Source organism: Gemmobacter aquatilis (genome assembly GCF_900110025.1).
Lineage (GTDB): Bacteria > Pseudomonadota > Alphaproteobacteria > Rhodobacterales > Rhodobacteraceae > Gemmobacter > Gemmobacter aquatilis.
This window is the reverse complement of sequence record NZ_FOCE01000017.1, coordinates 14016-38927: the sequence shown is the minus strand read 5'-3', so window position 1 is coordinate 38927 and position 24912 is coordinate 14016. Positions and strand designations below refer to the sequence as shown.

The following is a 24912-nucleotide window of genomic DNA, read 5'->3' as shown; positions in this document are numbered from 1 at the left end:
ATCCTCGAGACCGGGCTGGTGATGGATCTGGCGATCGTCAAGGCCTGGAAGGCCGACCCGTCGGGCAACCTGGTGTTCCGCAAGACGGCGCGCAATTTCAACGCCCCGGCGGCGACCTGTGGCCAGGTCTGCGTGGCCGAGGTGGAGGAGATCGTGCCGCTGGGCGCGCTGGACCCCGACGCGATCCATCTGCCGGGTATCTATGTGCACCGCATCGTGCAGGGCCCGCATGAAAAACGCATCGAACAGCGGACCACCCGCAAACGCGAACCGGCCCTGTAAGGCCGATCATCGCAAGCAGGAACAGGAGAAAGACCATGTGGGACCGCAATCAGATGGCGGCACGCGCCGCGCAAGAGCTTCAGGATGGATGGTATGTCAACCTCGGCATCGGGATTCCGACGCTGGTGTCGAACTATATCCCCGAAGGTGTTAACGTAACCTTGCAGTCGGAAAACGGCATGCTGGGCATGGGCCCCTTCCCTTACGAGGGCGAGGAAGACCCCGATCTGATCAACGCCGGCAAGCAGACGATCACCGAACTGCCGCAGACCGCCTATTTCGACAGCGCCCAGAGCTTCGCAATGATCCGCGGCGGCAAGATCGCCATGGCGATCCTCGGCGCGATGGAGGTCTCGGAAACCGGCGATCTGGCGAACTGGATGATCCCGGGCAAACTGGTCAAGGGCATGGGCGGCGCGATGGACCTTGTGGCGGGCGTGGGCCGCGTGGTGGTGGTGATGGATCACACCTCGAAACACGGTGAAAGCAAGGTGCTGCACGCCTGCACCCTGCCGCTGACCGGCCGCGCGGTGGTGGACCGCATCATCACCAACCTCGGCGTGCTGGATGTGGTGGAGGGCGGACTGAAGATCGTCGAACTGGCAGATGGCGTCACCGAAGCCGACCTCCGCGCCGCAACCGAAGCCACCATCGTCAACTGACACCAATGGCGCAGGGAAAACAGCCCTGCGCCAAACCCGAACGCCTCTTCATCTTGGCCCAAATATCCCCGCCGGAGGCCCGCGCAGCCAAAGGCTGCGCCCGAGCCGATCCGGGCCCTGCCCGGTCGGCGAGACACAGGCGTGCGCGCATCGCGCGCTCTGCTTTCCTCACCACGCCGGAAAATCGCCGCTCAGTGGCCGCGCAGGAAATCATCCTCGACTTCGGTCACGTCAATGCCCATCGCCTCCAGCCCGGCTTCCAGATTCTCGGCCAGATGTGGCATTCCCATCAGATACTTGTCTGTCGGGGCCGAGCGTTCGGCAAAGGCGGTCTCCACCGCCTCGTCGAAATCCTCGGCCTCATAAACCCCGCGCCCCACCCAGGCCAGCGCCACCAGATGCGCCTGTTCATCTTCGTTCAGCCCAGCGATGAAGGCGTGCAATTCCTGCTCGCCCATGCCGCCTTCGCGCGACTGATAGATGATGTGGACGACTTTGGCAGGGCTGATTTCGAGCATGGTATCCTCCGGTTGCGCCATATGCTGCGCCGGTCTGCGCCGCTTTGCAAGCGGGCGGGTGGACGCGGGGGGGCGGGCGGCATAGGTTGGGGGCGCAGAATCCCGGAAGGCGCCATGTCCGACACCGAACCGCAGGGCTATCAGGTCCTTGCCCGCAAATACCGCCCGCAAACCTTCGCCGATCTGATCGGGCAAGAGGCGATGGTGCGCACCCTGAAAAACGCCTTTGCGGCCGACCGGATCGCCCATGCCTTCGTGATGACCGGGGTGCGCGGCGTGGGCAAGACCACCACCGCGCGCATCATCGCCAAGGGGCTGAACTGCGTCGGCCCCGATGGCACGGGCGGCGCCACGACCGAGCCTTGCCTTGTCTGCGACCAGTGCCGCGCGATTGCCGAAGGCCGCCATGTGGATGTGATGGAGATGGACGCCGCCAGCCGCACCGGCGTGGGTGACATCCGCGAAATCATTGATTCCGTTCACTATCGGGCGGCTTCGGCCCGCTACAAGATCTATATCATCGACGAAGTTCACATGCTGTCCACCAGCGCGTTCAACGCGCTGCTGAAGACGCTGGAGGAACCACCGCCGCATGTGAAATTTATTTTCGCCACCACCGAAATCCGCAAGGTTCCGGTCACGGTTCTGTCGCGCTGCCAGCGGTTCGATCTGAAGCGGATCGAGCCGGAAGTGATGATGGCGCATCTGGCGAAGATCGCGGGCAAGGAAGGTGCCGCGCTGTCGCCCGACGCGCTGGCGCTGATCACCCGGGCGGCGGAAGGATCGGTGCGCGACGCGATGAGCCTGATGGATCAGGCGATTGCCCATGGGGCGGGCGAAACCAGCGCCGATCAGGTGCGCGCCATGCTGGGGCTGGCCGACCGGGGCCGCACGCTTGATCTGTTCGACATGATCATGCGGGGCGCGGCGGCCGAGGCTTTGGCCGAGCTGGCCTCACAATATTCCGACGGGGCGGACCCGATGGCGGTTCTGCGCGATCTGGCAGAGATAACCCATTGGATTTCCGTCATTAAAATCACGCCCGAAGCGGCGGAAGACCCCACGACCCCGCCCGATGAACGGGCGCGCGGGCTGGATATGGCGGGCCGTCTGCCGATGCGGGTGCTGACGCGGATGTGGCAGATGCTGCTGAAGGCGATCGAGGAGGTGGCGCTGGCCCCCAATGCGATGATGGCTGCCGAAATGGCGGTGATCCGGCTGACCCATGTCGCCGATCTGCCCGACCCCGAGGCGCTGGTGCGGCGGCTGCAATCCGGCCCACCGCCGGTGCATCCGGGCGGGGGCGGCGCCCCTGCGGGCGGCGGCGGGGGCATGGTTCATGCGCCGGCACGGATGATGGCGCCTGCGCGCGGCCCGGCCCTTGGGGCGACGATGAGCGGGGCCGCCACGGCGGTGGCCTTGGCCGAAGGCGGTGTGAAGCTTTACGCGACATTCGATCATGTACTTGATCTTATTCGTGAAAAACGCGACATGGCGCTGCTGCTGGAGGTTGAATCCTGCCTGCGCCTCGCCCGCTACTCCCCCGGCCGGATCGAGTTTGAACCGGCCGCCAACGCCCCCGCCGATCTGGCGGCGCGGCTGTCGCAGCGGCTGCAAGGCTGGACGGGCGCGCGCTGGGGCGTCTCGGTCGTGAACAACGGCGGTGCGCCGACGATTGCCGAGGCGCGGGACGCCGACCGGCTGGTGGCCGAGGCCGAGGCGCTGGACAATCCGCTGGTGCAGGCGGTGCTGGCCGCCTTTCCCGGCGCGAAGATCACCGAGATCCGCACCCCCGAAGCCATGGCGCAAGAGGCCCTTGTCCAGGCGCTGCCCGAGGTGGAAGATGAATGGGATCCCTTCGAGGATAACTGAAAGGAAATGAGCATGTTCAAGGGTTTGGGCGGCATTGGCGATATGGCCAAGATGATGAAGGCCGCGCAGGAGATGCAGGAAAAGATGGCCCGCCTGCAGGAAGATCTGGCGCGCACCGTGGTGATTGGCGAAAGCGGCGCGGGGCTGGTGAAGGCGCGCTGCACCGCCAAGGGCGAGGTCACCGGGCTGGATATTGACCCGTCGATTCTGGTGCCCTCGGAGAAGGAGGTGATCGAGGATCTGATCATCGCCGCGATCAAGGATGCGCAGGGCAAGGCCGCCAGCCGGGGCCAGCAGGAAATGGCGAAGCTGACCGAAGGCCTTGGCCTGCCGCCGGATTTCAAGCTGCCCTTCTGATGGCCCCCCACTGATGACTGGCCCGCGCGACATCGAAGACCTGATCGAGCTGATGGCCCGCCTGCCGGGCCTCGGCCCGCGTTCGGCCCGGCGCGCGGTGCTGGTGCTGCTGAAAAAGCGTGGGCCGCTGATGGCCCCGCTGGCGCAGGCCATGGCACATGTTGCGCTGACTGCCCGCGATTGCACCATATGCGGCAATATCGGCACCGGCGACATCTGCCCGATCTGCACCGATGACCGCCGCGCGACGGGCGAGATCTGCGTCGTCGAAGACGTGGCCGACCTCTGGGCGATGGAGCGCACGGGCGCCTTCAAGGGGCGCTATCATGTGCTGGGCGGCACGCTCTCGGCGCTGGACAGCGTGGGGCCGGAGGAATTGCGCATCCCCCGGCTGGTGGAACGGGTCCGCGACGAGGGCGTGCGCGAGGTGATCCTGGCGCTGAACGCCACGGTGGATGGCCAGACCACCGCCCATTACATCGCCGATGCGCTGGAGGGCAGCGGGGTGCAGATATCCTCACTGGCGCAGGGCGTGCCGATCGGCGGCGAGCTGGATTACCTCGACGATGGCACCATTGGTGCCGCTTTCCGGGCGCGGCGCCGCGTCTGACATGCGTACACCCCCCGTACACCCCCTGTGCTGCAAAATCTGGTGCCCCAAATGACCGAAGCCACCCGTATCGCCGCCGCCCTGATCGGCGCAGAAGACCTGTATACCGCGCTGCGCCGCGCCGCGGCGGGCCTGTCGGAAGCGCAGGCCGACAGCCTGCTGCCCGACATCCTCGCCGCCCTCGGCCTGGCACCCGAGGCCGCGCGGCTGCGCGCGGTGGATCAGGGCCTGCTGCGCGCGGTGATGCGGCGCGGCGCGGGCCTGCCCGCCACCGCCGGGGCGGACCGGCTGCGCGCGGTGCTGGCCACCCTGCCCGTGGCGCCGCTATTCCAGCCCGAGATCGCCAGCACAAGCCACATGGCGCTGCTGACCGACCACACACCGCATATGCCCGCCTATTCCGATCGCGCCTTCGATACGTGGTTCGCCGCACAGGGCGCCGCCTATGGCCTTGGCCCCTACGACGAGAAACGCGCGGTCTACAAATCCGCGCAATTCGCCGATGCGGCCAGCCCGGAACGGCGGATGATCCATATGGGGATCGACGTGTTCGCCCCGGCGGGCACCAAGGTTCACGCCCCCCTGCCCGGCCGCGTCCTGTATGTGACCTACAATGCCGATCCGCTGGATTACGGCCATACGCTGATCCTGGAACATGCGGTCGAAGGGATCGCGTTCTGGACCCTTTACGGCCACCTCGGCGCCAGCCTGCCGGGCCTGTGCCAACCGGGCCAGACGGTGACAGCGGGCCAGCATATCGCCGATCTGGGTGACTGGCCCGAAAATGGCGGCTGGGCGCCGCATCTGCATTTTCAGATCATGTCTGACATGCTGAACCAAAAGGGCGGCAATTTCTTCGGCGTTGGCCATGAAAGCCTGTGGGATGTCTGGTCCGACATCTGCCCCGACCCGAATCTGATCCTGCGCCTGCCGACAGAGGCGTTCAAGGCCTGACCGGTCGGCGCAGGATCGAAGGCGCTGCTTTCACCCTGGCGCAAATACTCACCTCTGTCCTCTCCCCCCCAGGCGCAAGGCCGGGGGGGAGGCGCGATTTTTCGCAGAAAAATCGGGGGCGTCAGGCGTGGCGGGCGCGGTGGCCGGTCTGGTAGTGGCTGCCGGTGGGGGTGGCCAGATAGGGGGCCAGCGGGATGTCTTCCTGTTTCAGGAACCCTTGGCTCGGCAGCGCCCCGGCGCGGACCATCTCGATCACCGCGACAACCGAGGCGGAGGTGGTCCAGGCAATCGCCGTGCGGGATTTGCCGCCGATTTCAATCGGGTAATAGGCGCGCACGAATTCCTTGCGGCGCAACTGGCCGTTCTGTTTGCCTTCGGCGGCGACATGGACATAGACCACATCCTCGTCCACCGGCGGCTTGGCATTGGTCAGGATGCGCCCGGCCTCGGCGCGGTTTTCGCGCATCAGCAGCTCGTGGAAGAAGAAATTCATCAGCTTCACATGGCCCGGATAGCGCATGGTCTTGTAATCGAGGTTCTCGATCCGGCCCAGATAGGTTTCGCACATCGTGCCCAAGCCCCCCGAGGTGGTGAAGGCTTCCAGCTGCATCCCGTCGATGAAGATCGCCTCGGTCCATTCCATCGCGGAGACGGTTTTCAGCACGCCTTCCTCGATCACCTCGCAATCGTTGAGATATTCGTTCACCACGCCTTCGGGCGACCAGTTGAAGGCATAGCCGAGCAGCCCCGTCGGGTTCTGCGGCAGCGCGCCGACGCGCAGCTTGATCGAGCGGACGGTCTCGAACTGGTTGGCCAGATCGGCGGCGACGATGCCGACGAAGCCGGGGGCGAGGCCGCATTGCGGCGCCATCAGCCCCTTGGAGGTCTTGGAGAGTTCGCGGATATGTTTGGTGGTGGGCACGTCTTCCGTCAGGTCGAAGTAGTGCAGGCCAAGGCCATGGGCGACGGTGGAGACGCCGATATTGAGGTGATAGGGCAGGCAGGACAGCACGGCCTCTTGCCCGTCCAGCGCGGCTTTCAGGGCGGCGGGGTCGCTGAGATCGACGGTTTTGGTGGCGAAGGGGGCCGTGGTGGGGCGGGCGTCGATGCCGGTGACGGTGAAGCCGCCTTGCACCAGAAGTTCCGCGGCCAGATGGCCGACCTTGCCGAGGCCGAGCACGGCGATCCTGTTGAACGACATTGGTTTTCTTGTCCTTGCGCGTGGTGTTGATGCGCCCACCCTAGGGGGCGGCTGCGCCAGTTTCGCCGGACAGAGTGCCAGAAGTGACGTGTTTTCTCGTCAGATTGACGACCCGGCGGGCGATCTGCCCGCCGGGTGTTGTGGTTCAGAAGTCGAACTTCACGCCTTGGGCCAGCGGCAGTTGGGCGGAATAGTTGATGGTGTTGGTCTGGCGGCGCATATAGCCCTTCCACGCATCCGAGCCGCTTTCACGCCCGCCGCCGGTTTCCTTCTCGCCGCCGAAGGCCCCGCCGATTTCGGCGCCCGAAGGGCCGATGTTCACGTTGGCGATGCCGCAATCCGACCCTGCGGCAGAGAGGAAGGTTTCCGCCTCGCGCAGGTTCAGAGTGAAGATGCAGGACGACAGGCCCTGCGGCACGTCGTTTTGCAGGGCGATGGCCTCGTCCAGCGTGTCATAGCCCAGAACGTAAAGGATCGGGGCGAAGGTTTCTTCGCGCACGGTATCGGTTTGCGTGGGCATTTCGACCAGCGCCGGGGCGATATAGGCGCCGCCCTGCGGCACGCCTTCGGTGACCGTGGCGCCGCCATGGACGGTGCCACCTTCGGCCCGGGCCTTTTCAAGCTGCGCCAGCATCCGGTCGCGGGCGCCGTGATCGACCAGCGGGCCGATCAGCGTGGTGGCACGGCGCGGATCGCCGATGGGCAGGCTGGCATAGGCCTTGGCCAGTTTGGCGACCAGATCGGCGCGGATCGAGTGATGCGCGATCAGGCGGCGCAGCGAGGTGCAGCGCTGGCCTGCGGTGCCGACGGCGGAAAACACGATGGCGCGCACCGCCATATCCAGATCGGCGGAAGGCGCCACGATCATCGCATTGTTGCCGCCGAGTTCGAGGATCGGGCGGCCCCAGCGGGCGGCGACCTTCGGGCCGACGATGCTGCCCATGCGGGTGGAGCCGGTGGCCGACAGGATCGGCACGTCTTTCGAGGCGACCAGCGCCTCGCCGATTGCCGGGCCGCCGATGACCAGTTGCACCAGACCTTCGGGCGCATCGCCAAAGCGGGCCAGTGCGCGGTCCATGATCTTCATCGAGGCGATGGCGGTGAGCGGGGTTTTTTCGGACGGTTTCCAGATCACCGGATCGCCGCAGACCAGCGCCAGCGCGGCGTTCCACGACCACACGGCCACCGGGAAGTTGAAGGCAGAGATGACGCCGCACGGCCCCATCGGGTGCCAGGTTTCCATCATGCGGTGGCCGGGGCGTTCCGATGCGATGGTCAGGCCATAGATCTGGCGCGACAGGCCGACGGCGAAATCGCAGATGTCGATCATCTCCTGCACTTCGCCCAGACCTTCGGAGGTGATCTTGCCCGCCTCCAGCGTCACCAGCGCGCCGAGTTCGGCCTTGGCGGCACGCAGTTCTTCGCCCAGCAGGCGGACGAGTTCGCCCCGGCGCGGCGCGGGCACGGTGCGCCAGGCTTTGAACGCCGAAACGGAGCGCGCGATGATCGCGGGCATGTCGGCCGGGTTGGTTTCATGCACATGGGCGACCAGCGCGCCGTCGATGGGCGAATGCACGGCCAGCGTGCCGCCGGTGATTTCGGCCGGGGTCAGGCCCGCAGCGGTAAGGGTTGCGGTGTGGGTCATGTCAGTCTCCGTTGGTGACCTGGGCCCGTTGCGTATCCATGCCCATGGAGACAAGGATCGGGGCCGCATTCTGGTGGCGCTGGAAATCGGATTTGGAGCGCATCCCGCGCCAATCCGCAAGGATCAGCGATTGCGCGACGGCCCCGCCCAGCGTGGTGCCGGGGCCGGTAACGATGAACAGATCGGGGGCAAACTCCCGCGCGGCATGGGTGATGGCGCGGGTGAAATCGTAAGGTTCGGTGACCTGATGGCCCAGCGTATAATCCCACAGCGCGGCGGGATCGGTGGCGCCTGGCCACCAGACATGGCCGCGCCCGTCGATCAGCGGCAGCTTGGGGGGGCCGAACAGGGCGGGCGACAGGCGGGTGCGGCCTTCGGCGGCGACGGGGGCTTGCAGCGCGGTGTGGAAGGCCGCGTGATTGGCCAGCCGCAGCGGGAAGCGGGTTTGCAACGGCGGCACGGCGGCTTCGAACGCGGCCAATCCGGCCTCGTTCCCCGCCAGAACCAGCATCCCGCCCAGGTCGATGGACAGGGCAAGCGCATGACCGGGCCGGGTGGCGATCTGCGCCACCAGCGCCAGAAGTTCGGCCTTTTTCAAGGGGTTTGGCGCCCAATCTTCATCCACGAACGGGTAGATGAGCTGCCCGCCGATCAGGTGCTGCTGCATCAGCGTGCCCATGGTGTTGACCACATCGAACCCGCCTTCAGGGGTCAGCGCCCCGGCGCAGGCCAGTGCGGAATACCAGCCCATCGAATTGCCGGTGACGGCAACAACATCAACGCCTTGCACCGCGCGGGCATCGGCTAGCGTGCAGGCATAGATCAGCGCCGAGGCGTTGTCGCCGCGCGAATGTTTCGCCACGGAATAGGTGGCGGCGCCATCCAGCGCGGTCAGGGTTTCCTGCCCGGCGGCCTTGCGGCGCGCGTCGAAATTGGCCAGCAGCGCCGCGTCGTGGAAATGGCGTTTCAGGCTGCCAAGTTCCGATTTTGTATAGGTTCCGCGCCCGGGGCAGATGAGGACGGCGGTTTTCCGTTGGGTCTGTGAAGTCATTGCGCGGCCTCCATCAGTGCCTTGGCGGCGGTCACGATGCTGTCGCGCGACGGCATGGTGGCGGCATAGGCCGGGCCGGTGGCGATGAAACTGTCTTCGGCGGTCAGCCGGGCCAAGGGCACGCCGGGAGCGGTTTCATGGAAATGCGCCATGAACGCCTCGGCAAGGCCGCCGGTGTGGCGGGTTTCATCGACGATCAGGATGCGCTTGGCCCCCTGCACCGCCGCCGTCAACGCCGCTTTCGGCAGGGGCGACAGCCAGCGCGTGTCGATGATGCGGGTCTTGATCCCCGCCGCGGCCAGCAGCGGTTCGGCCTGACGGCTGAGATAGGTGCCATTGCCGAAGGTGACGATGGCCAGATCGTCGCCCGCGCCATGGATGCCAACCTCGCCCCGCGCGATCACCTCGTCCCGCGCGGGGTAGCGGCACATCCAGCCGCCATCCTTGTCGGTATGCAGATCGCGCATCGGATAGAGCGCGATAGGTTCGAGAAAGACAACGACCCGCTGTTCTTCCCGCGCCAGACGCACGCATTCGCGCAGCATTTTCGCCGCATCCGCGCCGTTCGACGGGCAGGCGAGGATCAGCCCCGGAATGTCGCGCAGCACGGCGACCGAGTTGTCATTGTGGAAATGCCCGCCAAAGCCCTTCTGATACCCCAGCCCCGCGATGCGCAGCACCATCGGATTGGTATATTGACCGTTGGAGAAGAAGGGCAGCGTCGCGGCCTCTCCTCTCAACTGGTCTTCGGCATTGTGCAGATAGGCGAGGAACTGAATCTCCGGCATGGGCACGAAGCCGTTCTGCGCCATGCCGATGGCAAGGCCGAGGATGGACTGTTCATCCAGCAGCGTGTCGATCATCCGATCCGGGCCGAAGCGCTGTTGCAGCTTTTGCGTGACGCCGTAAACGCCGCCCTTGCGCCCCACATCCTCGCCCATCATCACGATTTCGCGGTGATCCAGCATCAGATCGGTCAGCGCCCAGTTGATGATCCGTGACATGATCTGCGGGTCATTCATCTGTTTCATGTCGCTGCCGAAGGCGGCCTCGCGCGCCTCGGGGGCCGGGCCGTTGGTCGGCTTGCAGGTGCGTTTGGGCGGGATCAGCGCCGCCATGACATCGGCAGCCGTGCGCAGGCGCGGGCGGGTGACGGCCTCGGCGGCGATGCGGGCGACGCGGGCGTTGGTTTCGGTATAGATCGCCAGCGCCTCGGACGCGGGCAGCGCGCCTGCGGCGTCAAGCTGGCGGGCCATGTGCAGCAGCGGGTCTTGCGCCTCTTCCGCCTCCACCTCCTCGCGCGGGAGATAGGTGGTGGGCATGTCGGCCCCGGCATGGCCATACAGCCGGATCGTGCGGATATGCAGGAACGCGGGCTTGCGCCGGGTGCGGACGTAATGCGCGGCTTCCTGCGCGGTGGCGTAGGTGTCGAAGATATCCAGCCCGTCGCAGGCGAAATATTTCAGCCCGGGGCGGTGCTGGAAGCCTGCGGCAATCCAGCCTTTGGGGGTCTTGGTGGAAATGCCGATGCCGTTATCCTCGCAGCAGAACAGCAGCGGCAGGGGGATGGATTGATAGGAGGTCCAGCCCGCCGTGTTGAAGGCGCCCTGCGCGGTGGAATGGTTGGCCGAGGCATCGCCGAAGCTGCAATAGACGATGGCGTCTTCCGGCAATTCGGCATGTTCGGGGCGGTGGCGGCGGGCGGCGCCAATGGCATAAGCGGCGCCCACGGCTTTGGGCAGATGCGAGGCGATGGTGGAGGTTTGCGGCGGGATGGCCAGCGCTTTTGAGCCCAGCACCTTGTGCCGCCCGCCCGAGATCGGGTCTTCGGAGGAGGCCGCGAAAGAAAGCAGCATGTCCCAGGCGATGCTCTGGCCCGGCACCTGCTGGCTGCGGGCGATCTGGAAGGCGGCGTCGCGGTAATGCAGGAAGGCCATGTCGGTCGGGCGCAGGGCGGCGGCCACGGCAGCCAGACCTTCGTGCCCCGAAGAGCCGATGGTGTAGAACCCCTGCCCTGCCCGCTGCATCACGCGGCTTTGCCGATCCAGCGCGCGGGACAGGCAGGCGGCGCGGTAGATTTCCACCCCCTGAAACGCCGAAAACGCCCCCGAAGGAGCGCGGCCATGGCTGAAGTCCCGCGTGGCGAGACGCCGCAGGAAATTGTCGTGAACGATGTCGGCGCGATCCATGCCGGGTCTTGTCCTTTGCAGCTTCATCCTGGCCCAAATACTCCCGCCGGAGGCGTCAGGTGGCACCGCCGGGCGCCTCCGGCGGGAGTATTTTTACCAGGATGAAAGATCAGAAGAAGGCTTGCACGCCGGTGATGGCGCGGCCGAGGATGAGGGCGTGCACGTCATGCGTGCCTTCATAGGTGTTCACGGTTTCGAGGTTCACCATGTGGCGGATCACCTGGAATTCTTCCGAGATACCGTTGCCGCCGTGCATGTCGCGGGCCCAGCGGGCGGCGTCCAGCGCCTTGCCGCAGTTGTTGCGCTTGATGATCGAGATCATCTCGGGCGCGGCATTGGCCTCGTCCAGCAGGCGACCGACGCGCAGGGCGGCTTGCAGGCCCAGCGAGATTTCGGTCAGCATGTTCGCCAGTTTCAACTGGTAAAGCTGCGTGCCGGCCAGCGGCTTGTTGAACTGCTTGCGGTCCAGCCCATACTGGCGGGCGGCGTGCAGGCAGAATTCGGCAGCGCCCATCACGCCCCAGGCAATGCCATAGCGGGCGCGGTTGAGGCAGCCGAACGGGCCTTTCAGCCCCTCGACATTCGGAAGCAGCGCGTCTTCGCCCACTTCCACATCCTTCATCACGATCTCGCCGGTCACCGAAGCCCGCAGGGAGAGCTTGCCGCCGATCTTCGGTGCCGAGAGACCTTTCATGCCTTTTTCCAGCACGAAACCGCGAATCTTGCCGCCATGCGCCTCGGATTTGGCCCAGACGACGAAGACATCGGCGATCGGGCTGTTGGAGATCCACATCTTGGCGCCGTTGAGGACGTAGCCATTGGCGGTTTTACGCGCCACCGTCTTCATCCCCGCCGGATCGGAGCCGGCATCGGGTTCGGTCAGGCCGAAGCAGCCGATATATTCACCCGAGGCCAGTTTCGGCAGGTATTTCTTGCGCTGTTCTTCCGAGCCATAGGCGTAGATCGGATACATCACGAGCGAGGACTGCACCGACATCATCGAGCGATAGCCGCTGTCCACCCGCTCCACTTCCCGCGCCACGAGGCCATAGGCGACGTAGGAGGCGCCGATGCCGCCGTATTCTTCCGGCACGGTGACGCCGAGCAGGCCCATCGCGCCCATTTCGCGGAAGATTTCCGGGTCGGTTTCTTCGTTGGCGAAGGCCTTGATGACGCGGGGTTGCAGCTTTTCCTGCGCATAGGCGCGGGCGGCGTCGGCCAGCATCCGCTCTTCCTCGGTCAACTGGTCGCGCAGGCGGAAGGGGTCTTCCCAGTCGAAGCGACCAAGATCGGGGGCGTCTTTCGGTTTCAGTGCCATGGGGCGGGCCTTTCGGTGAAATCTGTTGATATGCGTATAAGGGATTGTTCATCGGCTGAATAACGATAGATTGGCGTTGTTCTATGCATGATGGGAATACGTTATGGCCACCCCCCGGCGCTTGCTGCCCTCTGTCAGCCTGCTTGCAGCGTTCGAATCGGTGATCCGCACCGGATCGACGCTGGCGGCGGCCAATGACCTGAACCTGACACAAGGCGCGGTCAGCCGGTTGATCCAGAATCTGGAGGCGCAGTTGGGCGTGCAACTGTTCCGGCGCGAGGGGCGGCGGCTGGTGCCGACGGAAAACGCGCTGGCCTATGCGCGCGATGTGGCCAAGGCGATGGACCTGATCTCGCGCGCGTCGATGCGGGTGCGCTCGACGCCGGGGGGCGGGACACTGGCGCTTTCGATCCTGCCGACCTTTGGCACGCGCTGGCTGGCGCCACGGCTGCCGGATTTCCTGACGGCGCATCCGGGGGTGACGATCAATCTGGGCACGCGACTGCGGCCGTTCGATTTCGCGGAAGAGGGGTTCGACGCCGCGATCCATTTCGGCGAGGCGACCTGGCCCGAGGCGGGCTTTGCGCGGCTGTTCGACGAAAAGATGGTGGCCTGCGCCGCGCCGGGCTTTCTGGCCAGCCATCCGGTGGCGGGGCCGCGCGATCTGGTCGGGCTGCCGCTGTTGCAACTGGAAACGCGGCCCGCCGCCTGGTCCGACTGGTTCGCGCATCACGGGGTGGCCGAGGCGGTGCCGCTGGGGATGCTGTTCGACCAGTTCGCGGCGATGATTCAGGCGGCGATCTATGGCATGGGCGTGGCCTTGCTGCCGGAATTTCTGGCCAAGACCGAACTGGCCGAGGGGCGGCTGGTCGATGTCTGGGGCGGGCCGGTGCCGAGCCGGGGCAGCTATTACCTCGTCTGGCCGCTGAGCGCCGAGGGCTATCCACCGCTGGTGGCGTTTCGGGATTGGCTGGTGCAGGCGGTGAGCGGCTGGCGCGAAGAGGAATTGCTGGCGTGGTGAGGGGCGGGTGCGGCCCCCTCACCCTGCCCTCTCCCCCGAGGGGAGAGGGGGGCGTTGTGCGGGGTTTCGGGCGCAGGCCCGGCCTTCATCCGACAGTGACGATGTCGCACAGGTGGCCCCGTCCCGCGCCCCCTCTCCCCTTGGGGGAGAGGGCCGGGGTGAGGGGGATCAGACCGAAACAGTGGCGCGCAGGGTATCTTTCGACAGGGTGTCCTTCGTCCCCTCCATCGCCACGGCGCCGCGTTTGAGGACATAGAAGCGATCCGCCAGATCATGGGCGAATTCGAAATATTGTTCGACCAGCACGATGGCCATGCCGCCCTTGCCCTTCAGATAGGTGATGACCCGGCCAATCTGCTGAATGATGTTGGGCTGGATGCCCTCGGTCGGTTCATCAAGCAGCAGCACCTTGGGGCGCATGATCATGGCGCGGGCGATGGCGAGTTGCTGTTGCTGGCCGCCCGACAGATCGCCGCCGCGGCGGTGCGCCATGTCTTTCAGCACCGGGAACAGGTCGTAGATTTCCGCCGGGATCTTGTGTTCCGATTTCGGCAGCAGGCTGAAGCCGGTTTGCAGGTTTTCGGTCACGGTCAGCAGCGGGAAGATCATCCGCCCCTGCGGCACCACCGCCAGCCCGCGTTTCGCCATGGCCTGGGCTGGGCATTTCGGCACCTCTGCGCCGTCGAGCCAGAGCTTGCCGCCCGAACGGCCATGGGTGCCCGCGATGGCCTTCAGGAGCGAGGTCTTGCCCACGCCATTGGTGCCCATGATGCAGGTGACCTCGCCCGCCTTCGCCTCCATCGAGATGCCGTGGAGGATCTGGCTGCCGCCGTAATGCAGGGTCAGGTTTTCGGTTTTCAACATGTCAGCGCCCCAGATAAACTTCGATCACTTGCGGGTTTTTCGTCACGTGATCGAGCGAGCCTTCGGCCAGCACCGCACCTTCATGCAGCACGGTGACCTTGCAGTTCAGGCGGCGCACGAACTCCATGTCATGTTCCACCACCACGACGGCGCGGGTCTTGGCCATTTCGACCAGCAGCGCGGTGGTGTGTTCGCGTTCGGCCAATGTCATGCCGGCGGCGGGTTCATCGACCAGCAGCAGGCGCGGTTCCTGCGCCAGCAACATGCCGATTTCCAGCCATTGCTTCTGCCCGTGGCTGAGTTCGCCGGATTTGCGGGTCAGCTGATCGGCCAGCCCCACCTCGGCGGCGAGAGCGGCGACGCGGGCCCGGTCGGCCGCGGTTTCCTTCCAGAACAGCACCTTGAACGGGCCGCGCGCGGCTTTCAGCGCCATGGTCAGGTTGTCGGCGACGCTTTGATCCTCGAACACCGTGGGGCGCTGGAATTTGCGGCCCACCCCGGCGCGGGCGATCTGCGCCTCGGACAGCGCCAGCAGCGAGATCGGGCGTTCGCCGAAGCGGACGGTGCCGGTATCGGGGCGGGTCTTGCCGGTGACGATATCCATGAAGGTGGTCTTGCCCGCGCCGTTGGGGCCGATGATGGCGCGCAATTCGGCGGCACCGATGGAGAAGCTGAGGTTGTTGATGGCGCGGAAGCCGTCGAAGGTGACGGAGACGCCGGAGACTTCGAGCAGGGCACTCATTCAACCGCCTCCTTCTCTTGCAGCGAACCGTCATCGGGGCCGAGGGGGGCGCCCTTGCGGTCGGGGTTGCGCAGGCCTTGCAGCTTGTCCACCAGACCGCCGACGCCTTGCGGGGCAAAGAGCGTGACGGCGACGAAGCCGAAGCCCAGCAGCACCAGCCACCAATCGACCCATTTCAACGTCGCAAAGCCCAGCGGGATGTCGGGCACCCGCCCGCCGGTGAACCAGCTTGACAGCAGTGTGACCAGCGCTGCGCCGATCACCGCGCCATAAAGCCTGCCGCGCCCGCCGATGGCGACCCAGACGGCGAGGTAGATCGAGGCGATGGGGGCAAGTTCGGCGGGGTTGATGATGCCCGCCTGCGGGTAATAGAGCACACCGGCGAGGGCGGCGAGGATGGCGGTGAGGGTGAAGAGGAAGAGCTTGTAGGATTCGACCGAGTAGCCGAGGAAGCGCACGCGCTGTTCGTCATCCCGGATGGCGCGGATCACCGAGCCGAGCTTTCCCGAGACGAGCCAGGCCAGCAGCACATAGCCGCAGGCCAAGGCCAGCGCCGAGGCCCAGAACAGCCAGAGCGAGACGGCGGCCTGTGACGGCTCGCCAATGCCGGGGATGTTTTGCAGGCCCGACAGGCCGTTGTTGCCGCGCAGGCCGGAGTCGTTCTGGAACAGGTAGAGCGAAAGCGCCAGGGTCATCGCCTGGGTCAGGATCGACAGATAAACCCCGGTGACGCGGCTGCGGAAGGCCAGCCAGCCGAAGACCAGCGCCAAGAGGCCGGGCACGGCCAGCGCGAGGATCAGTTGCAGCGGCAGGCTATGGGCGAAGGCCCAGATCGGCGGGAAATCCGAGGCGCCGACCACGCCGAAGATCTGCGTGGCGATGCCTTGACGGATTTCTTCGGGGGTGGCGGGCAGCGGGCTTTGCGCCAGCGCCGCGATCACGATTTCTTCGGTGCGGGCATACATCAGCCACATGCCGATCATGTAGCCGCCCACCGCGAAGAAGGCCATGTGGCCCAGCGACAGGATGCCCGCATAGCCCCAGACCAGATCCATGGCGAGGGCGACAAGGCAAAGGCACAGGATCTTGCCCAGCGTCTTCACCATCGAGGTGGAGATGAAGGAGAGGCCCAGCGCCTCGGACCCCAGCGTGACCAGCAGGGTGAAGGCGGCGAGGGCTGCGAGGAAGATCAGGATGGAGGGATTCTTGGCGAGAAAACCTTTGGTCATTTCGGGTCTCCTGCCGTGGAACCGGGGGTTTCACACCCCCGGACCCCCGTGGGATATTTGGGCCAAGATGAAAGGGCGAAAAGCGGGAAGAGGATGCGTGCCATGGTCTCAATCCCCTGCGGCCCGGCCCTTGAGCGCGATGATGCCGCGCGGGCGGAACTGGATGAAGATGATGATGAAGATGATCATGTAGGTCTGGGCGGCGAGGGTGTTCGAGGGGTTGAACCACTCGATCCCCTTTTGCAGCGTGCCGATCAGCAGCGCGCCCGCGAGGGTGCCCCAGATATTGCCGACACCGCCGACCACCACGGTCATGAAGCTTTGCACGATGTAATCAGAGCCGAGTTCCGAGGTGACCTTGGCGAACAGGCCGATGGCCACGCCCGCAATGCCCGCGATGCCGGAGCCGATGCCGAAGGTCAGCATGTTGATCCGGTCGGGGTTGATGCCCATCGAGGCGGCCATGGCGGGGTTTTGCGTCACGGCGCGGACTTCGAGGCCAAGGCGGGTGCGTTTCATCAGCCAGAGGAAGAAGCCGAGGAACAGCAGGGCCAGCACGAAGATCGCGATGCGGATGTAGGAGATCGACACCACGTCGTTCAGCACCCAGGCACCGTCGAGCCAGGCGGGCGCGGTGAGCGGGCGGGCCTGTGTGCCGAAGATGTTCTTGGCGATCTGTTGCAGCGCGATGGAGATGCCGAAGGTGGCCAGCAGGGTTTCCAGCGGGCGTTTGTAGAGGTGGCGGATCACCAGACGTTCCATCGCCACACCGGCGGCGAAGGTGACGGCGAAGGCCAGCGGCAGGGCGACGATGATCGACAGGGTGTAGTTGGTGATGAACAGCTGCACCACATAGCCGGTATAGGCGCCCAGCATGATGAATTCGCCATGCGCCATGTTGATGACGCGCATCACGCCGAAGGTGATGGCAAGGCCGATGGCGGCGAGGAAATAGATCGAGGCGAGCGACAGCGCATCGAGCGAGAGGTCGGCCACCTGCATGGCGCCCACGGTCAGGCCGATGCGTTTGAGCGCGGCCTGCGCGGCGGCTGTCACCTCGGCGTCGGGCTCGGCATAGACCTCGGCGAAGGTATGGGCTTGCAGGGCGGCCTCCACCTCGGGGTCGGTGGCGGCGGGGGGCACGGTGCCGGCGGTTTCCAGCGCGGTATAGGCGCGGTCGCGGGCGGGTTGGCTGTTCAGATCGGCCAGCGCCACGCCGCCGACGCTGCCGTTGACCAGGTTGGCGGCAAGGGCGGCGGTCTGTTCTTCCGGCGTCAGCCGGGCGGGGGCGAGGTTGGCGGCGACCAGCAGGTCATAAGCCTCGGTGCGCGGAATGTCGGTGCCGGGGGTGAGGGTGCGGGCGAGGTTGGCGCCTGCGGGCGGATTGGCGGCATAGGCGATGCGTTTTGTGGCGACCAGCGGGTTCAGCGCCCCGCGGATGTCGAGCCCGAGATCGGCGCCGAAGCTTTCGATGGCGGCGATGCGTTCGGCGGCACTGGCGCCGTATTGCAGGGCCAGCAGCCGTTCCAGCCGCTGTTTCTGCGCCTTCAGCGCGGGGTCGGTTTCGCCGTCGATCGAGGCGCGCAGCGGTTCGAGATGCGCGGCGGCAGGATCGCGGGCGATGGAGGTGAGGGCGGCGGCGCGGGCGGCGGGATCGGGGTCGGACAGGGTGAACTGCACCAGCGCGGTGGCGATCAGGCCGCGCACCCCGGCATTGGGTTTCAGTTCGGTGATGTCAGCTTTCGGCGCGGTGCCGGCGGCGGTGCCATCAGGGGCGGTGAGGGCATAGCCGTCGGCCGTGGGGGCCAGCAGGAAGAAGGCGCCGTCGGATTTGCGCTGCCCCAGGCGCCGGGCCTCCCATGCCGTCAGGATCTGTGCGGCGGTGGGATCGCCCGAGGCGGCGAGCGCGTCGATCACCGGGCCGATGGTCTGGCGCGAGGCTTTGGCCACGAGATCGCGGTTCTGGGTGAGGATCGCGGCGGCTTCGCCTTCGGCGCGGGCCGGGCTCGCGGCGATCTGGGGCAGCGCCAGCAGCAGCACGGCCAGAAATGCATGAATGATATGTCGCATGGTCCCTGCGGTTCGCGGCGGAGGGGAGCGTGAAGGGGCCCGCACGGCCCCTTCAATGGGCGGGGGAACGCGGGCCCCCGGCCTTGGTCACAGGATCAGTAATTGGACTTCAGCTGCACGCAGGTCTTGGTTTCGGTGTTGTACATGCCGCATTTCAGGTCTTTCCAATCCGATTCCAGCACCGCCGATTCCGGCAGGAAATCGGTCCAGGCGTCGCCGGGGACCGGCTCGGTCTGCGAGATGATGTCGAACTGGCCATCGGCGCGGATTTCACCGATCAGCACCGGCTTGGTCAGGTGGTGGTTCGGCAGCATCTTGGCCATGGTGCCGGTCAGGTTCGGGGTTTCCAGCCCGATGATCGCATCGGACACCGCATCCACATCGGTGGTGCCGGCTTTTTCGACCGCGGCGACCCAGAGGTTGAAACCGATCACGGCGGCTTCCATCGGGTCGTTGGTCACGCGCTTTTCACCGGCGAATTTCTTCCACTTGGCGACGAATTCGGCGTTCACCGGCACATCGGCGGACTGGAAGTAGTTCCAGGCGGCGAGGTGGCCGACGAGGTTGGAGGTATCGAGGCCCGAGAGTTCCTCTTCGCCGACCGAGAAGGCGACGACGGGGATCTTGTCGGCGGTCACGCCTGCGGCGGCGAGTTCCTTGTAGAAGCCGATATTGGCGTCGCCGTTGATGGTGGAGATCACGCCCACCTTCTTGCCATCGGCGCCCAGCGCCACCACGTCAGCCACGATCTTGGACCAGTCGGAATGGCCGAAGGGGGTGTAGTTGACGAAGATGTCTTCCTTCGGGATACCCTTGGAGATCAGGTAGGCTTCGAGAATGTTGTTCGTGGTGCGCGGGTAGACGTAATCGGTGCCGAGCAGGGCGAATTTCTGCACGCCGAGTTCGTTCAGGAAATAATCGGTGGCCGGGATCGCCTGCTGGTTCGGTGCGGCGCCGGTGTAGAAGACGTTCTTCGAGGATTCCTCGCCTTCATACTGCACCGGGTAGAACATCAGGCCGTTCAGCTCTTCGATGACCGGCAGCACGGATTTGCGCGAGACCGAGGTCCAGCAGCCGAAAATCGCGGCAACCTTGTCCACCGTCAGCAGCTCGCGCGCCTTTTCGGCAAACAGCGGCCAGTCGGAGGCCGGATCGACCACCACCGCTTCGAGTTTCTTGCCCAGCAGGCCGCCTTTGGCGTTCTGCTCTTCGATGAGCATCAGCATCGTGTCTTTCAGCGTCGTCTCGGAAATTGCCATGGTGCCCGAGAGCGAGTGAAGCACGCCGACCTTGATCGTGTCCTCCTGAGCCTGTGCGGCCCCTGCCAGCGAGAGCGCCATGGCCCCCCCGAGCATCGCGTTCTTGATCGCGTTCATTTCTGACCCCTGTCTAGCGGCCCGGCTTCGGTTTCTGAGAACCTGCCGGACCATCATGCGTTTCGGTTGTGCGGGAGCGGTAGACCCGCTTCTCTGACGCCGCCCTGTTGCGACCCCCGCAGCGACAGGAATCCTCAAATGCGGCGGCGCAGCAAAGATGAACGGCACAGGCGGATTACGGCATTGGCAAATGCGCATACTATGGGCATCATTGCGGGCAGGCGCCGCAAAAACAGGCGGAGACGCGGCGAGAAGCGACACAAAAAAGCCAGGTTCCGCCATGCCTGAAAAAGTGGCGCCACGTCATCGGCGCGCGAATACAGCCACAGCACGAATTCAATGCTTCAAATCCGCGCCAAGGCTGCGCAATAGTGGAAAAAACAGCGGCAGGCAGCGGACATATGGCAACGGCAGAGCTTCTGGACAGATTCGGCCTACCGATCTGGGTTCTTGATCCCACTGCGGCGCGGGTGATCCATGCCAACCGGGCGGCGCAGGCGTTTGGGCTTGGCGCAGGGCTGGAGATCGCGGAGCTGGAGGCGCGCGGGGCGCAGATGGCAGACCTGACGCTGCAGCGCCAGCCGGTGCCATGGGGCGCGGGCGAGGCGCCTGCGGTGGTGGGCATCACCGGCCCGGCCAGCCGCTTTCGGCTGGCGGCGCGCGCTGCCGGGCTGACGGTGTTCGACTGGGACATGGGCAGCGGCGCGCTGGAATGGGCCTGCGAGGGCGGCACGCCCTTCGGCTATGACCCGGCGGTGTTTCCGGGGCATGTGGATGCTTGGCTGGCGCGCTTGCACCCGGAAGATCGCCCCCGGATGACCGGGCAGGTGGGCACGGTCGCGCCGCAGGAGCGCGAGGTCTGGGAGGAAAGCTATCGGCTGCTGCGGGCAGATGGCACGCTGGCGCATGTGATTGACCGGGGCTACCTGCTGCGCGATGCCAGCGGCGCGGCGCGGCGCATGGTCGGCGCGATGATCGACATCAGCGCGATGCACGAGGCGGAGGCGCGGTTCCATCTGGCGACTTCGGCGGCGCATGACGTGCTGTTCATCTTCGACTGCGACAGCGGCGAAAACTGGTGGAGCGATGCGCTGGAAACCCGCTATGGCCATACCCCTGCGGCGGGGCGGGGCGGCGTGACGTTCTGGTTGAGTCTGGTGCACCCGGACGACCGGGCCCGGCTGGTGGACAGCCGCGCGGCGGCGCTGGCGGCTGGGGCGGAAACATGGTCTGAAGAATACCGTTTCGCGCGGGCGGACGGCAGTTATGCCCATGTCATCGGGCGGATGCGGTTTTTGCGCCATGCCGATGGCCGCCCGGCGCGCAGTGTCGGCTCCATCGTCGATATCACCGCGCTGCGCGAGGGGCAGGAGCGGTTTCGGCTGGCGGCAGAAGCCTCGCCCGATGTGATCTATGACTGGTCGCCGGACAGCGGGCAGATCTGGCGATCCGAGAATTATGCGACGCATTTCGGGCTGGACCCGCGGGCCAATGCGACCGGGCCGGGCAGTTGGCGCGCGGCGATCCACCCCGAGGATTACCCGCGCATTGCCGCGTTGCGTGACGCGGCGCTGGCGGAAAAGATCCCGCGCTGGGAATATGCCTATCGGGTGCGGCGCGGCGATGGCAGCATCGCCCATGTGATCGACCGGGCGCTGGCGCAGCGCGATGCGGCGGGCAATCTGCTGCGCATCATCGGTTCGATCGTCGATGTGACGCGGTTGCGCGAAGAGGGCGAGCGGTTGCGCGCGCTGCTGCATGTGGCGGCGGATGCGATCTATGATGTGGACCTTCGGGCCGCCACGGTCAGCTGGTCGGAAGGGATGCGCGGCATTTTCGGGCATGACTGGGAGGGGGTGAACCCCCGGCTGACCCATTGGGAAAACGCCATACACCCCGATGACCGCACGATGATCGCGCGGCAGTTTCGGGCCTTCATTGCCGGGCGGCAGGATGACTGGCGGGCCGAATACCGCTTTCGCTGCGGCGATGGCAGCTATGCCCGGGTGCGCGACCGGGCGCGCGCGCTGCGTGACGACTCGGGCGAGGCGTTCCGCGTCATCGGGTCCATGGAGGATGTGACGGCGGCGAGCGAGGCGGTGGACCGGCTGCATCAGGCGCAGAAGCTGGAGGCGGTGGGCAAGCTGACCGGCGGGGTAGCGCATGATTTCAACAACCTGCTGACAGTGATCGTCGGCAATGCCGAATTGCTGGCGGCGGCGGCGGGATCAGAGACCGAGCAGGCACTGGCCGAGGCGGTGGTGCAGGCGGCGGAGCGCGGCGCCGATCTGGTGCGCAGCCTGCTGTCCTTCGCGCGGCGCCAGCCCTTGCAGCCCCGGATGCTGGAGCCTTCGGACGTGCTGGCCGAACTGACACGGATGCTGGCGCGCACCCTGCCCGCCTATGTCACGCTGCGGCTGGTAACGCCGCCGGGCCTGTCGCCGGTGGAGGCGGACCCGAGCCAGTTGCAGACGGCGCTGTTGAACCTTGCGCTGAACGCCTGCGATGCAATGCCGGAAGGTGGGCAATTGATGATCGAGATGTCGAATGTGCATCTGGATTCCGCCTATTCCGCCAAACATCCGGGGGTGCGGGCGGGGGCCTATCTGCGCATCGCTTTGTCGGATACCGGGGTGGGGATGCCGCCCGAGGTGCTGGCGCGCGCCTTTGATCCGTTTTTCACCACCAAGCCTGCAGGCAAGGGCTCGGGTCTCGGGCTGTCGATGGTGCATGGATTTGCCAGCCAGTCGGGCGGGCATGTGAACATCTATTCGGAGCTTGGTCAGGGCACGACGGTCAGCCTGTATCTGCCCCGCGGCCAGTTTGAAGGCAGAGGCAGCACGCCCTATCTGGCCCCGGCTGTGGCCATACCGATGGGCCGTGGCGAACATGTGGTGGTGGCCGAAGACGACCCTGCGCTGCGTGGCCATGTGCAGCGGCTGGTGGAAAGTCTGGGCTACCGGGTGACGGCGGCGGCGGATGGCGATGCGGCGCTGCTGGCGATCCGCGCGGCGGGGGATGTGGCGCTGCTGTTCACCGACATGGTGATGCCGGGCGAGTTGAACGGGCGCCTGCTGGCGGAACGCGCCTGTGCCGAATGGCCGGAACTGCGGGTGCTGTTCACCTCGGGCTATACCGAGAATTCGATCGTGCATCACGGGCGGCTGGACCCGGGGTTGCATTTGCTGTCGAAGCCCTATCGGCGGCAGGATTTGGCGCTGAAGCTGCATCAGGTGCTGACCGGGCCCCCGCCGGATTTCGGCCCGAAAGGGTAGCGGTCAGCGGGCGGCGGTCACCTCGACCTCGACCAGAAATTCGGGGCGGGTGAAGCCGGAGACGATGACGAGGGTGGAGACCGGCAAGCGGCTGACCCCGGCCAGCCATTCATCGCGCACCGCCATATAGGCGGCCATATGGGCGCGGTCGGTGACATAGGCCACGATGCGGACGGCATCGGCGGGGGCCATGCCCGCCTCGGCCAGAATCGCGGTGCAGTTGGCAAAGCAGAGCCGGGCCTGCGCCGCAACATCGGGCGGCGCCACATCATCGGGGCCAAGGCCAAGCTGGCCTGAGGTCATCACCACGCGCGCCCCGGGCGGCAGTTCCACGCCATGGGCATAGCGCCCGAAGGGCGGGCGGATCGTGGCGGGGACAAGCATCCGGGGCGTTTCGGACATAGGTGACCTTGGTATGGGGCAGGTGGCCAGAAGGCCGACAACCTGACCTAAAGTATAGGAAGGCAGCGCATGGCTGACTGGTTTTAGCAGGAAAAAATGCGGGAAGCTGATTTTTTAACCGCACAGTCAAATCAGCGCCCAGCAATTCAGCACCTGCAAGGATTATTTGCAGGCGTATGACCGGCGCCCCATGACGCGGCCCCGCACGCACCTACCCTGAGGAAAACAGAATCAACCGACAGGGAACAAACATGCGGAAAACGGCAACGACCCTCGCCCTGTGCCTGTGCGGCACGGCGACTGCGGCACTGGCCAACGAGCCGGTGACCTTTGGCACCAACTGGCTGGCACAGGCCGAACATGGCGGCTTCTATCAGGCCGTCGCGGATGGCACCTATGCGGCCTGCGGGCTGGATGTGACGATCATGCCGGGCGGGCCGCAGGTGAACAACCGCGCGCTGATGCTGGCGGGGAAGATCGATTACAACATGGGCGGCAACCTGCTGGGCACCTTCTCGGCTGCGGCCGAAGGCGTACCGGTGGTGGCGGTGGCGGCGAGTTTCCAGAAGGAACCGCAGGTCATTCTGACGCATCCGGGCAAGGCCAAGACGTTTGAAGACCTCAAGGGCCTGAAGCTGCTGATCGGCGACGAAGGCTATGCCAGCTATTACCAGTGGATGATCAAGGCCTATGGCTTCACCCCCGAACAGCGCGAGGTCTATACGTTCAACCCCGCGCCGTTCATCGCGGATGAGGGCGTGGCGATGCAGGGCTATCTGTCGTCCGAGCCGCTGATGGTGGAAAAGGAAGGCGGGTTCAAACCCGATGTCTTCCTGCTGGCCGATGCGGGCTATTCCACCTATTCGACGCTGATCGAGACGATGGCCGACACGGTGGCCAAGAAGCCCGAACAGGTGAAGTGCTTCGTCGATGGGTCGATCAAGGGGTGGTATACCTACCTTTATGGCGACAACGCTGCTGCCAACGCCATGATCAAGGCAGACAATCCTGACATGAACGACGAGCAGATCGCCTATGGCATCGAAAAGATGAAAGAGGCGGGGATCGTGGATTCGGGCGATGCGCTGACGCTGGGCGTGGGTGTGATGACCGAGGCGAAGATCAAGGATTTCTTCGACAAGATGGCGACGGCGGGCGTGGTGCCGGCGGATCTGGATTATTCCAAGGCGATTGATCTGAGCTTTGTCGGCAAGGGCGTCGGCATGGATCTAAAGAAGTAAGGTGTTGCAGGGCGGGGTTCTGCCCGCCCTGCC

21 protein-coding genes are annotated in these 24912 nt (G+C 65.7%); 9 read left to right on the top strand and 12 right to left on the bottom strand.

Annotation, left to right across the window (positions count from 1 at the left end; genetic code table 11):
• The coding region (locus tag BMX43_RS18360; RefSeq protein WP_281243156.1) for a CoA transferase subunit A at positions 1–282 on the top strand (282 nt) is incomplete at its 5' end.
• Between the two features lie 35 nt (positions 283–317).
• Entirely contained in the window at positions 318–944 is a 627-nt protein-coding gene (locus BMX43_RS18355; RefSeq protein WP_091303605.1) for a CoA transferase subunit B, read from the top strand.
• A gap of 191 nt (positions 945–1135) precedes the next feature.
• Here the strand turns inward: BMX43_RS18355 and BMX43_RS18350 are convergent, their stop codons facing one another.
• Positions 1136–1462, bottom strand: a complete 327-nt coding sequence (locus BMX43_RS18350; RefSeq protein ID WP_091303608.1) for a DUF3775 domain-containing protein — start codon at positions 1460–1462, stop codon at positions 1136–1138.
• A gap of 114 nt (positions 1463–1576) precedes the next feature.
• Here BMX43_RS18350 and BMX43_RS18345 point away from each other — a divergent pair, with 114 nt between their 5' ends.
• The 4 genes from BMX43_RS18345 to BMX43_RS18330 are packed head-to-tail and all read left to right on the top strand — an operon-like array spanning position 1577 to position 5255.
• The gene (locus BMX43_RS18345) at positions 1577–3334 is read left to right on the top strand and encodes a DNA polymerase III subunit gamma/tau (RefSeq protein ID WP_091303604.1); all 1758 of its coding nucleotides are present in this window, start codon (positions 1577–1579) and stop codon (positions 3332–3334) included.
• Positions 3335–3346: 12 nt separating this feature from the next.
• Complete coding sequence (locus BMX43_RS18340) at positions 3347–3691, top strand: YbaB/EbfC family nucleoid-associated protein (protein WP_091303607.1); 345 nt, start codon at positions 3347–3349, stop codon at positions 3689–3691.
• Between the two features lie 13 nt (positions 3692–3704).
• Positions 3705–4301 carry a recombination mediator RecR gene (recR, locus tag BMX43_RS18335; protein WP_091303603.1) on the top strand — a complete coding sequence of 199 codons (597 nt, stop codon included), beginning with the start codon at positions 3705–3707 and terminating at the stop codon, positions 4299–4301.
• Between the two features lie 51 nt (positions 4302–4352).
• Positions 4353–5255, top strand: coding sequence for a peptidoglycan DD-metalloendopeptidase family protein (locus tag BMX43_RS18330; protein WP_139201626.1), 903 nt, complete (start codon positions 4353–4355; stop codon positions 5253–5255).
• A gap of 121 nt (positions 5256–5376) precedes the next feature.
• Here BMX43_RS18330 and BMX43_RS18325 read toward each other — a convergent pair whose 3' ends face one another.
• The 5 genes from BMX43_RS18325 to BMX43_RS18305 all read right to left on the bottom strand — a co-directional run bounded on the left by BMX43_RS18325 (position 5377) and on the right by BMX43_RS18305 (position 12659).
• Positions 5377–6456, bottom strand: a complete 1080-nt coding sequence (locus BMX43_RS18325; protein ID WP_091303601.1) for a saccharopine dehydrogenase family protein — start codon at positions 6454–6456, stop codon at positions 5377–5379.
• 145 nt (positions 6457–6601) lie between these two features.
• Complete coding sequence (gene amaB, locus BMX43_RS18320) at positions 6602–8101, bottom strand: L-piperidine-6-carboxylate dehydrogenase (protein ID WP_091303600.1); 1500 nt, start codon at positions 8099–8101, stop codon at positions 6602–6604.
• Position 8102: 1 nt separating this feature from the next.
• Positions 8103–9152: an ACP S-malonyltransferase gene (locus BMX43_RS18315; RefSeq protein ID WP_091303599.1), complete on the bottom strand. Its 1050-nt coding sequence runs from the start codon at positions 9150–9152 to the stop codon at positions 8103–8105.
• Entirely contained in the window at positions 9149–11341 is a 2193-nt protein-coding gene (locus BMX43_RS18310; RefSeq protein ID WP_091303598.1) for a dehydrogenase E1 component subunit alpha/beta, read from the bottom strand. Before BMX43_RS18310 ends, BMX43_RS18315 begins: the two co-directional genes overlap by 4 nt.
• A gap of 109 nt (positions 11342–11450) precedes the next feature.
• On the bottom strand, positions 11451–12659 hold the full coding sequence (locus BMX43_RS18305; protein ID WP_091303597.1) for an acyl-CoA dehydrogenase: 1209 nt from the start codon (positions 12657–12659) through the stop codon (positions 11451–11453).
• A gap of 103 nt (positions 12660–12762) precedes the next feature.
• Here BMX43_RS18305 and BMX43_RS18300 point away from each other — a divergent pair, with 103 nt between their 5' ends.
• Positions 12763–13680, top strand: coding sequence for a LysR family transcriptional regulator (locus BMX43_RS18300; protein ID WP_091303596.1), 918 nt, complete (start codon positions 12763–12765; stop codon positions 13678–13680).
• Positions 13681–13848: 168 nt separating this feature from the next.
• Here the strand turns inward: BMX43_RS18300 and urtE are convergent, their stop codons facing one another.
• The 5 genes from urtE to urtA form a co-directional block, all read right to left on the bottom strand.
• Positions 13849–14544 (bottom strand): urea ABC transporter ATP-binding subunit UrtE, encoded by a 696-nt coding sequence (gene urtE, locus BMX43_RS18295; protein WP_091303595.1) that lies wholly within the window; start codon positions 14542–14544, stop codon positions 13849–13851.
• Between the two features lies 1 nt (position 14545).
• Positions 14546–15286, bottom strand: a complete 741-nt coding sequence (urtD, locus tag BMX43_RS18290) for an urea ABC transporter ATP-binding protein UrtD (RefSeq protein WP_091303594.1) — start codon at positions 15284–15286, stop codon at positions 14546–14548.
• On the bottom strand, positions 15283–16515 hold the full coding sequence (gene urtC / locus BMX43_RS18285) for an urea ABC transporter permease subunit UrtC (RefSeq protein WP_091303593.1): 1233 nt from the start codon (positions 16513–16515) through the stop codon (positions 15283–15285). Before urtC ends, urtD begins: the two co-directional genes overlap by 4 nt.
• 108 nt (positions 16516–16623) lie before the next feature.
• Complete coding sequence (gene urtB, locus BMX43_RS18280; RefSeq protein WP_091303592.1) at positions 16624–18585, bottom strand: urea ABC transporter permease subunit UrtB; 1962 nt, start codon at positions 18583–18585, stop codon at positions 16624–16626.
• Between the two features lie 95 nt (positions 18586–18680).
• Complete coding sequence (gene urtA / locus BMX43_RS18275; RefSeq protein ID WP_091303591.1) at positions 18681–19961, bottom strand: urea ABC transporter substrate-binding protein; 1281 nt, start codon at positions 19959–19961, stop codon at positions 18681–18683.
• Positions 19962–20362: 401 nt separating this feature from the next.
• Here urtA and BMX43_RS18270 point away from each other — a divergent pair, with 401 nt between their 5' ends.
• Positions 20363–23236, top strand: a complete 2874-nt coding sequence (locus BMX43_RS18270; RefSeq protein ID WP_139201625.1) for a hybrid sensor histidine kinase/response regulator — start codon at positions 20363–20365, stop codon at positions 23234–23236.
• 3 nt (positions 23237–23239) lie between these two features.
• On the opposite strand, the gene BMX43_RS18265 is transcribed toward BMX43_RS18270, so the two are convergent.
• Complete coding sequence (locus BMX43_RS18265; protein WP_091303589.1) at positions 23240–23638, bottom strand: RidA family protein; 399 nt, start codon at positions 23636–23638, stop codon at positions 23240–23242.
• A 251-nt stretch (positions 23639–23889) separates the two neighbouring features.
• Between BMX43_RS18265 and BMX43_RS18260 the strand changes: the two genes are divergently transcribed.
• Complete coding sequence (locus BMX43_RS18260; RefSeq protein WP_091303588.1) at positions 23890–24879, top strand: ABC transporter substrate-binding protein; 990 nt, start codon at positions 23890–23892, stop codon at positions 24877–24879.
• The last annotated feature ends 33 nt before the right edge of the window (positions 24880–24912 follow it).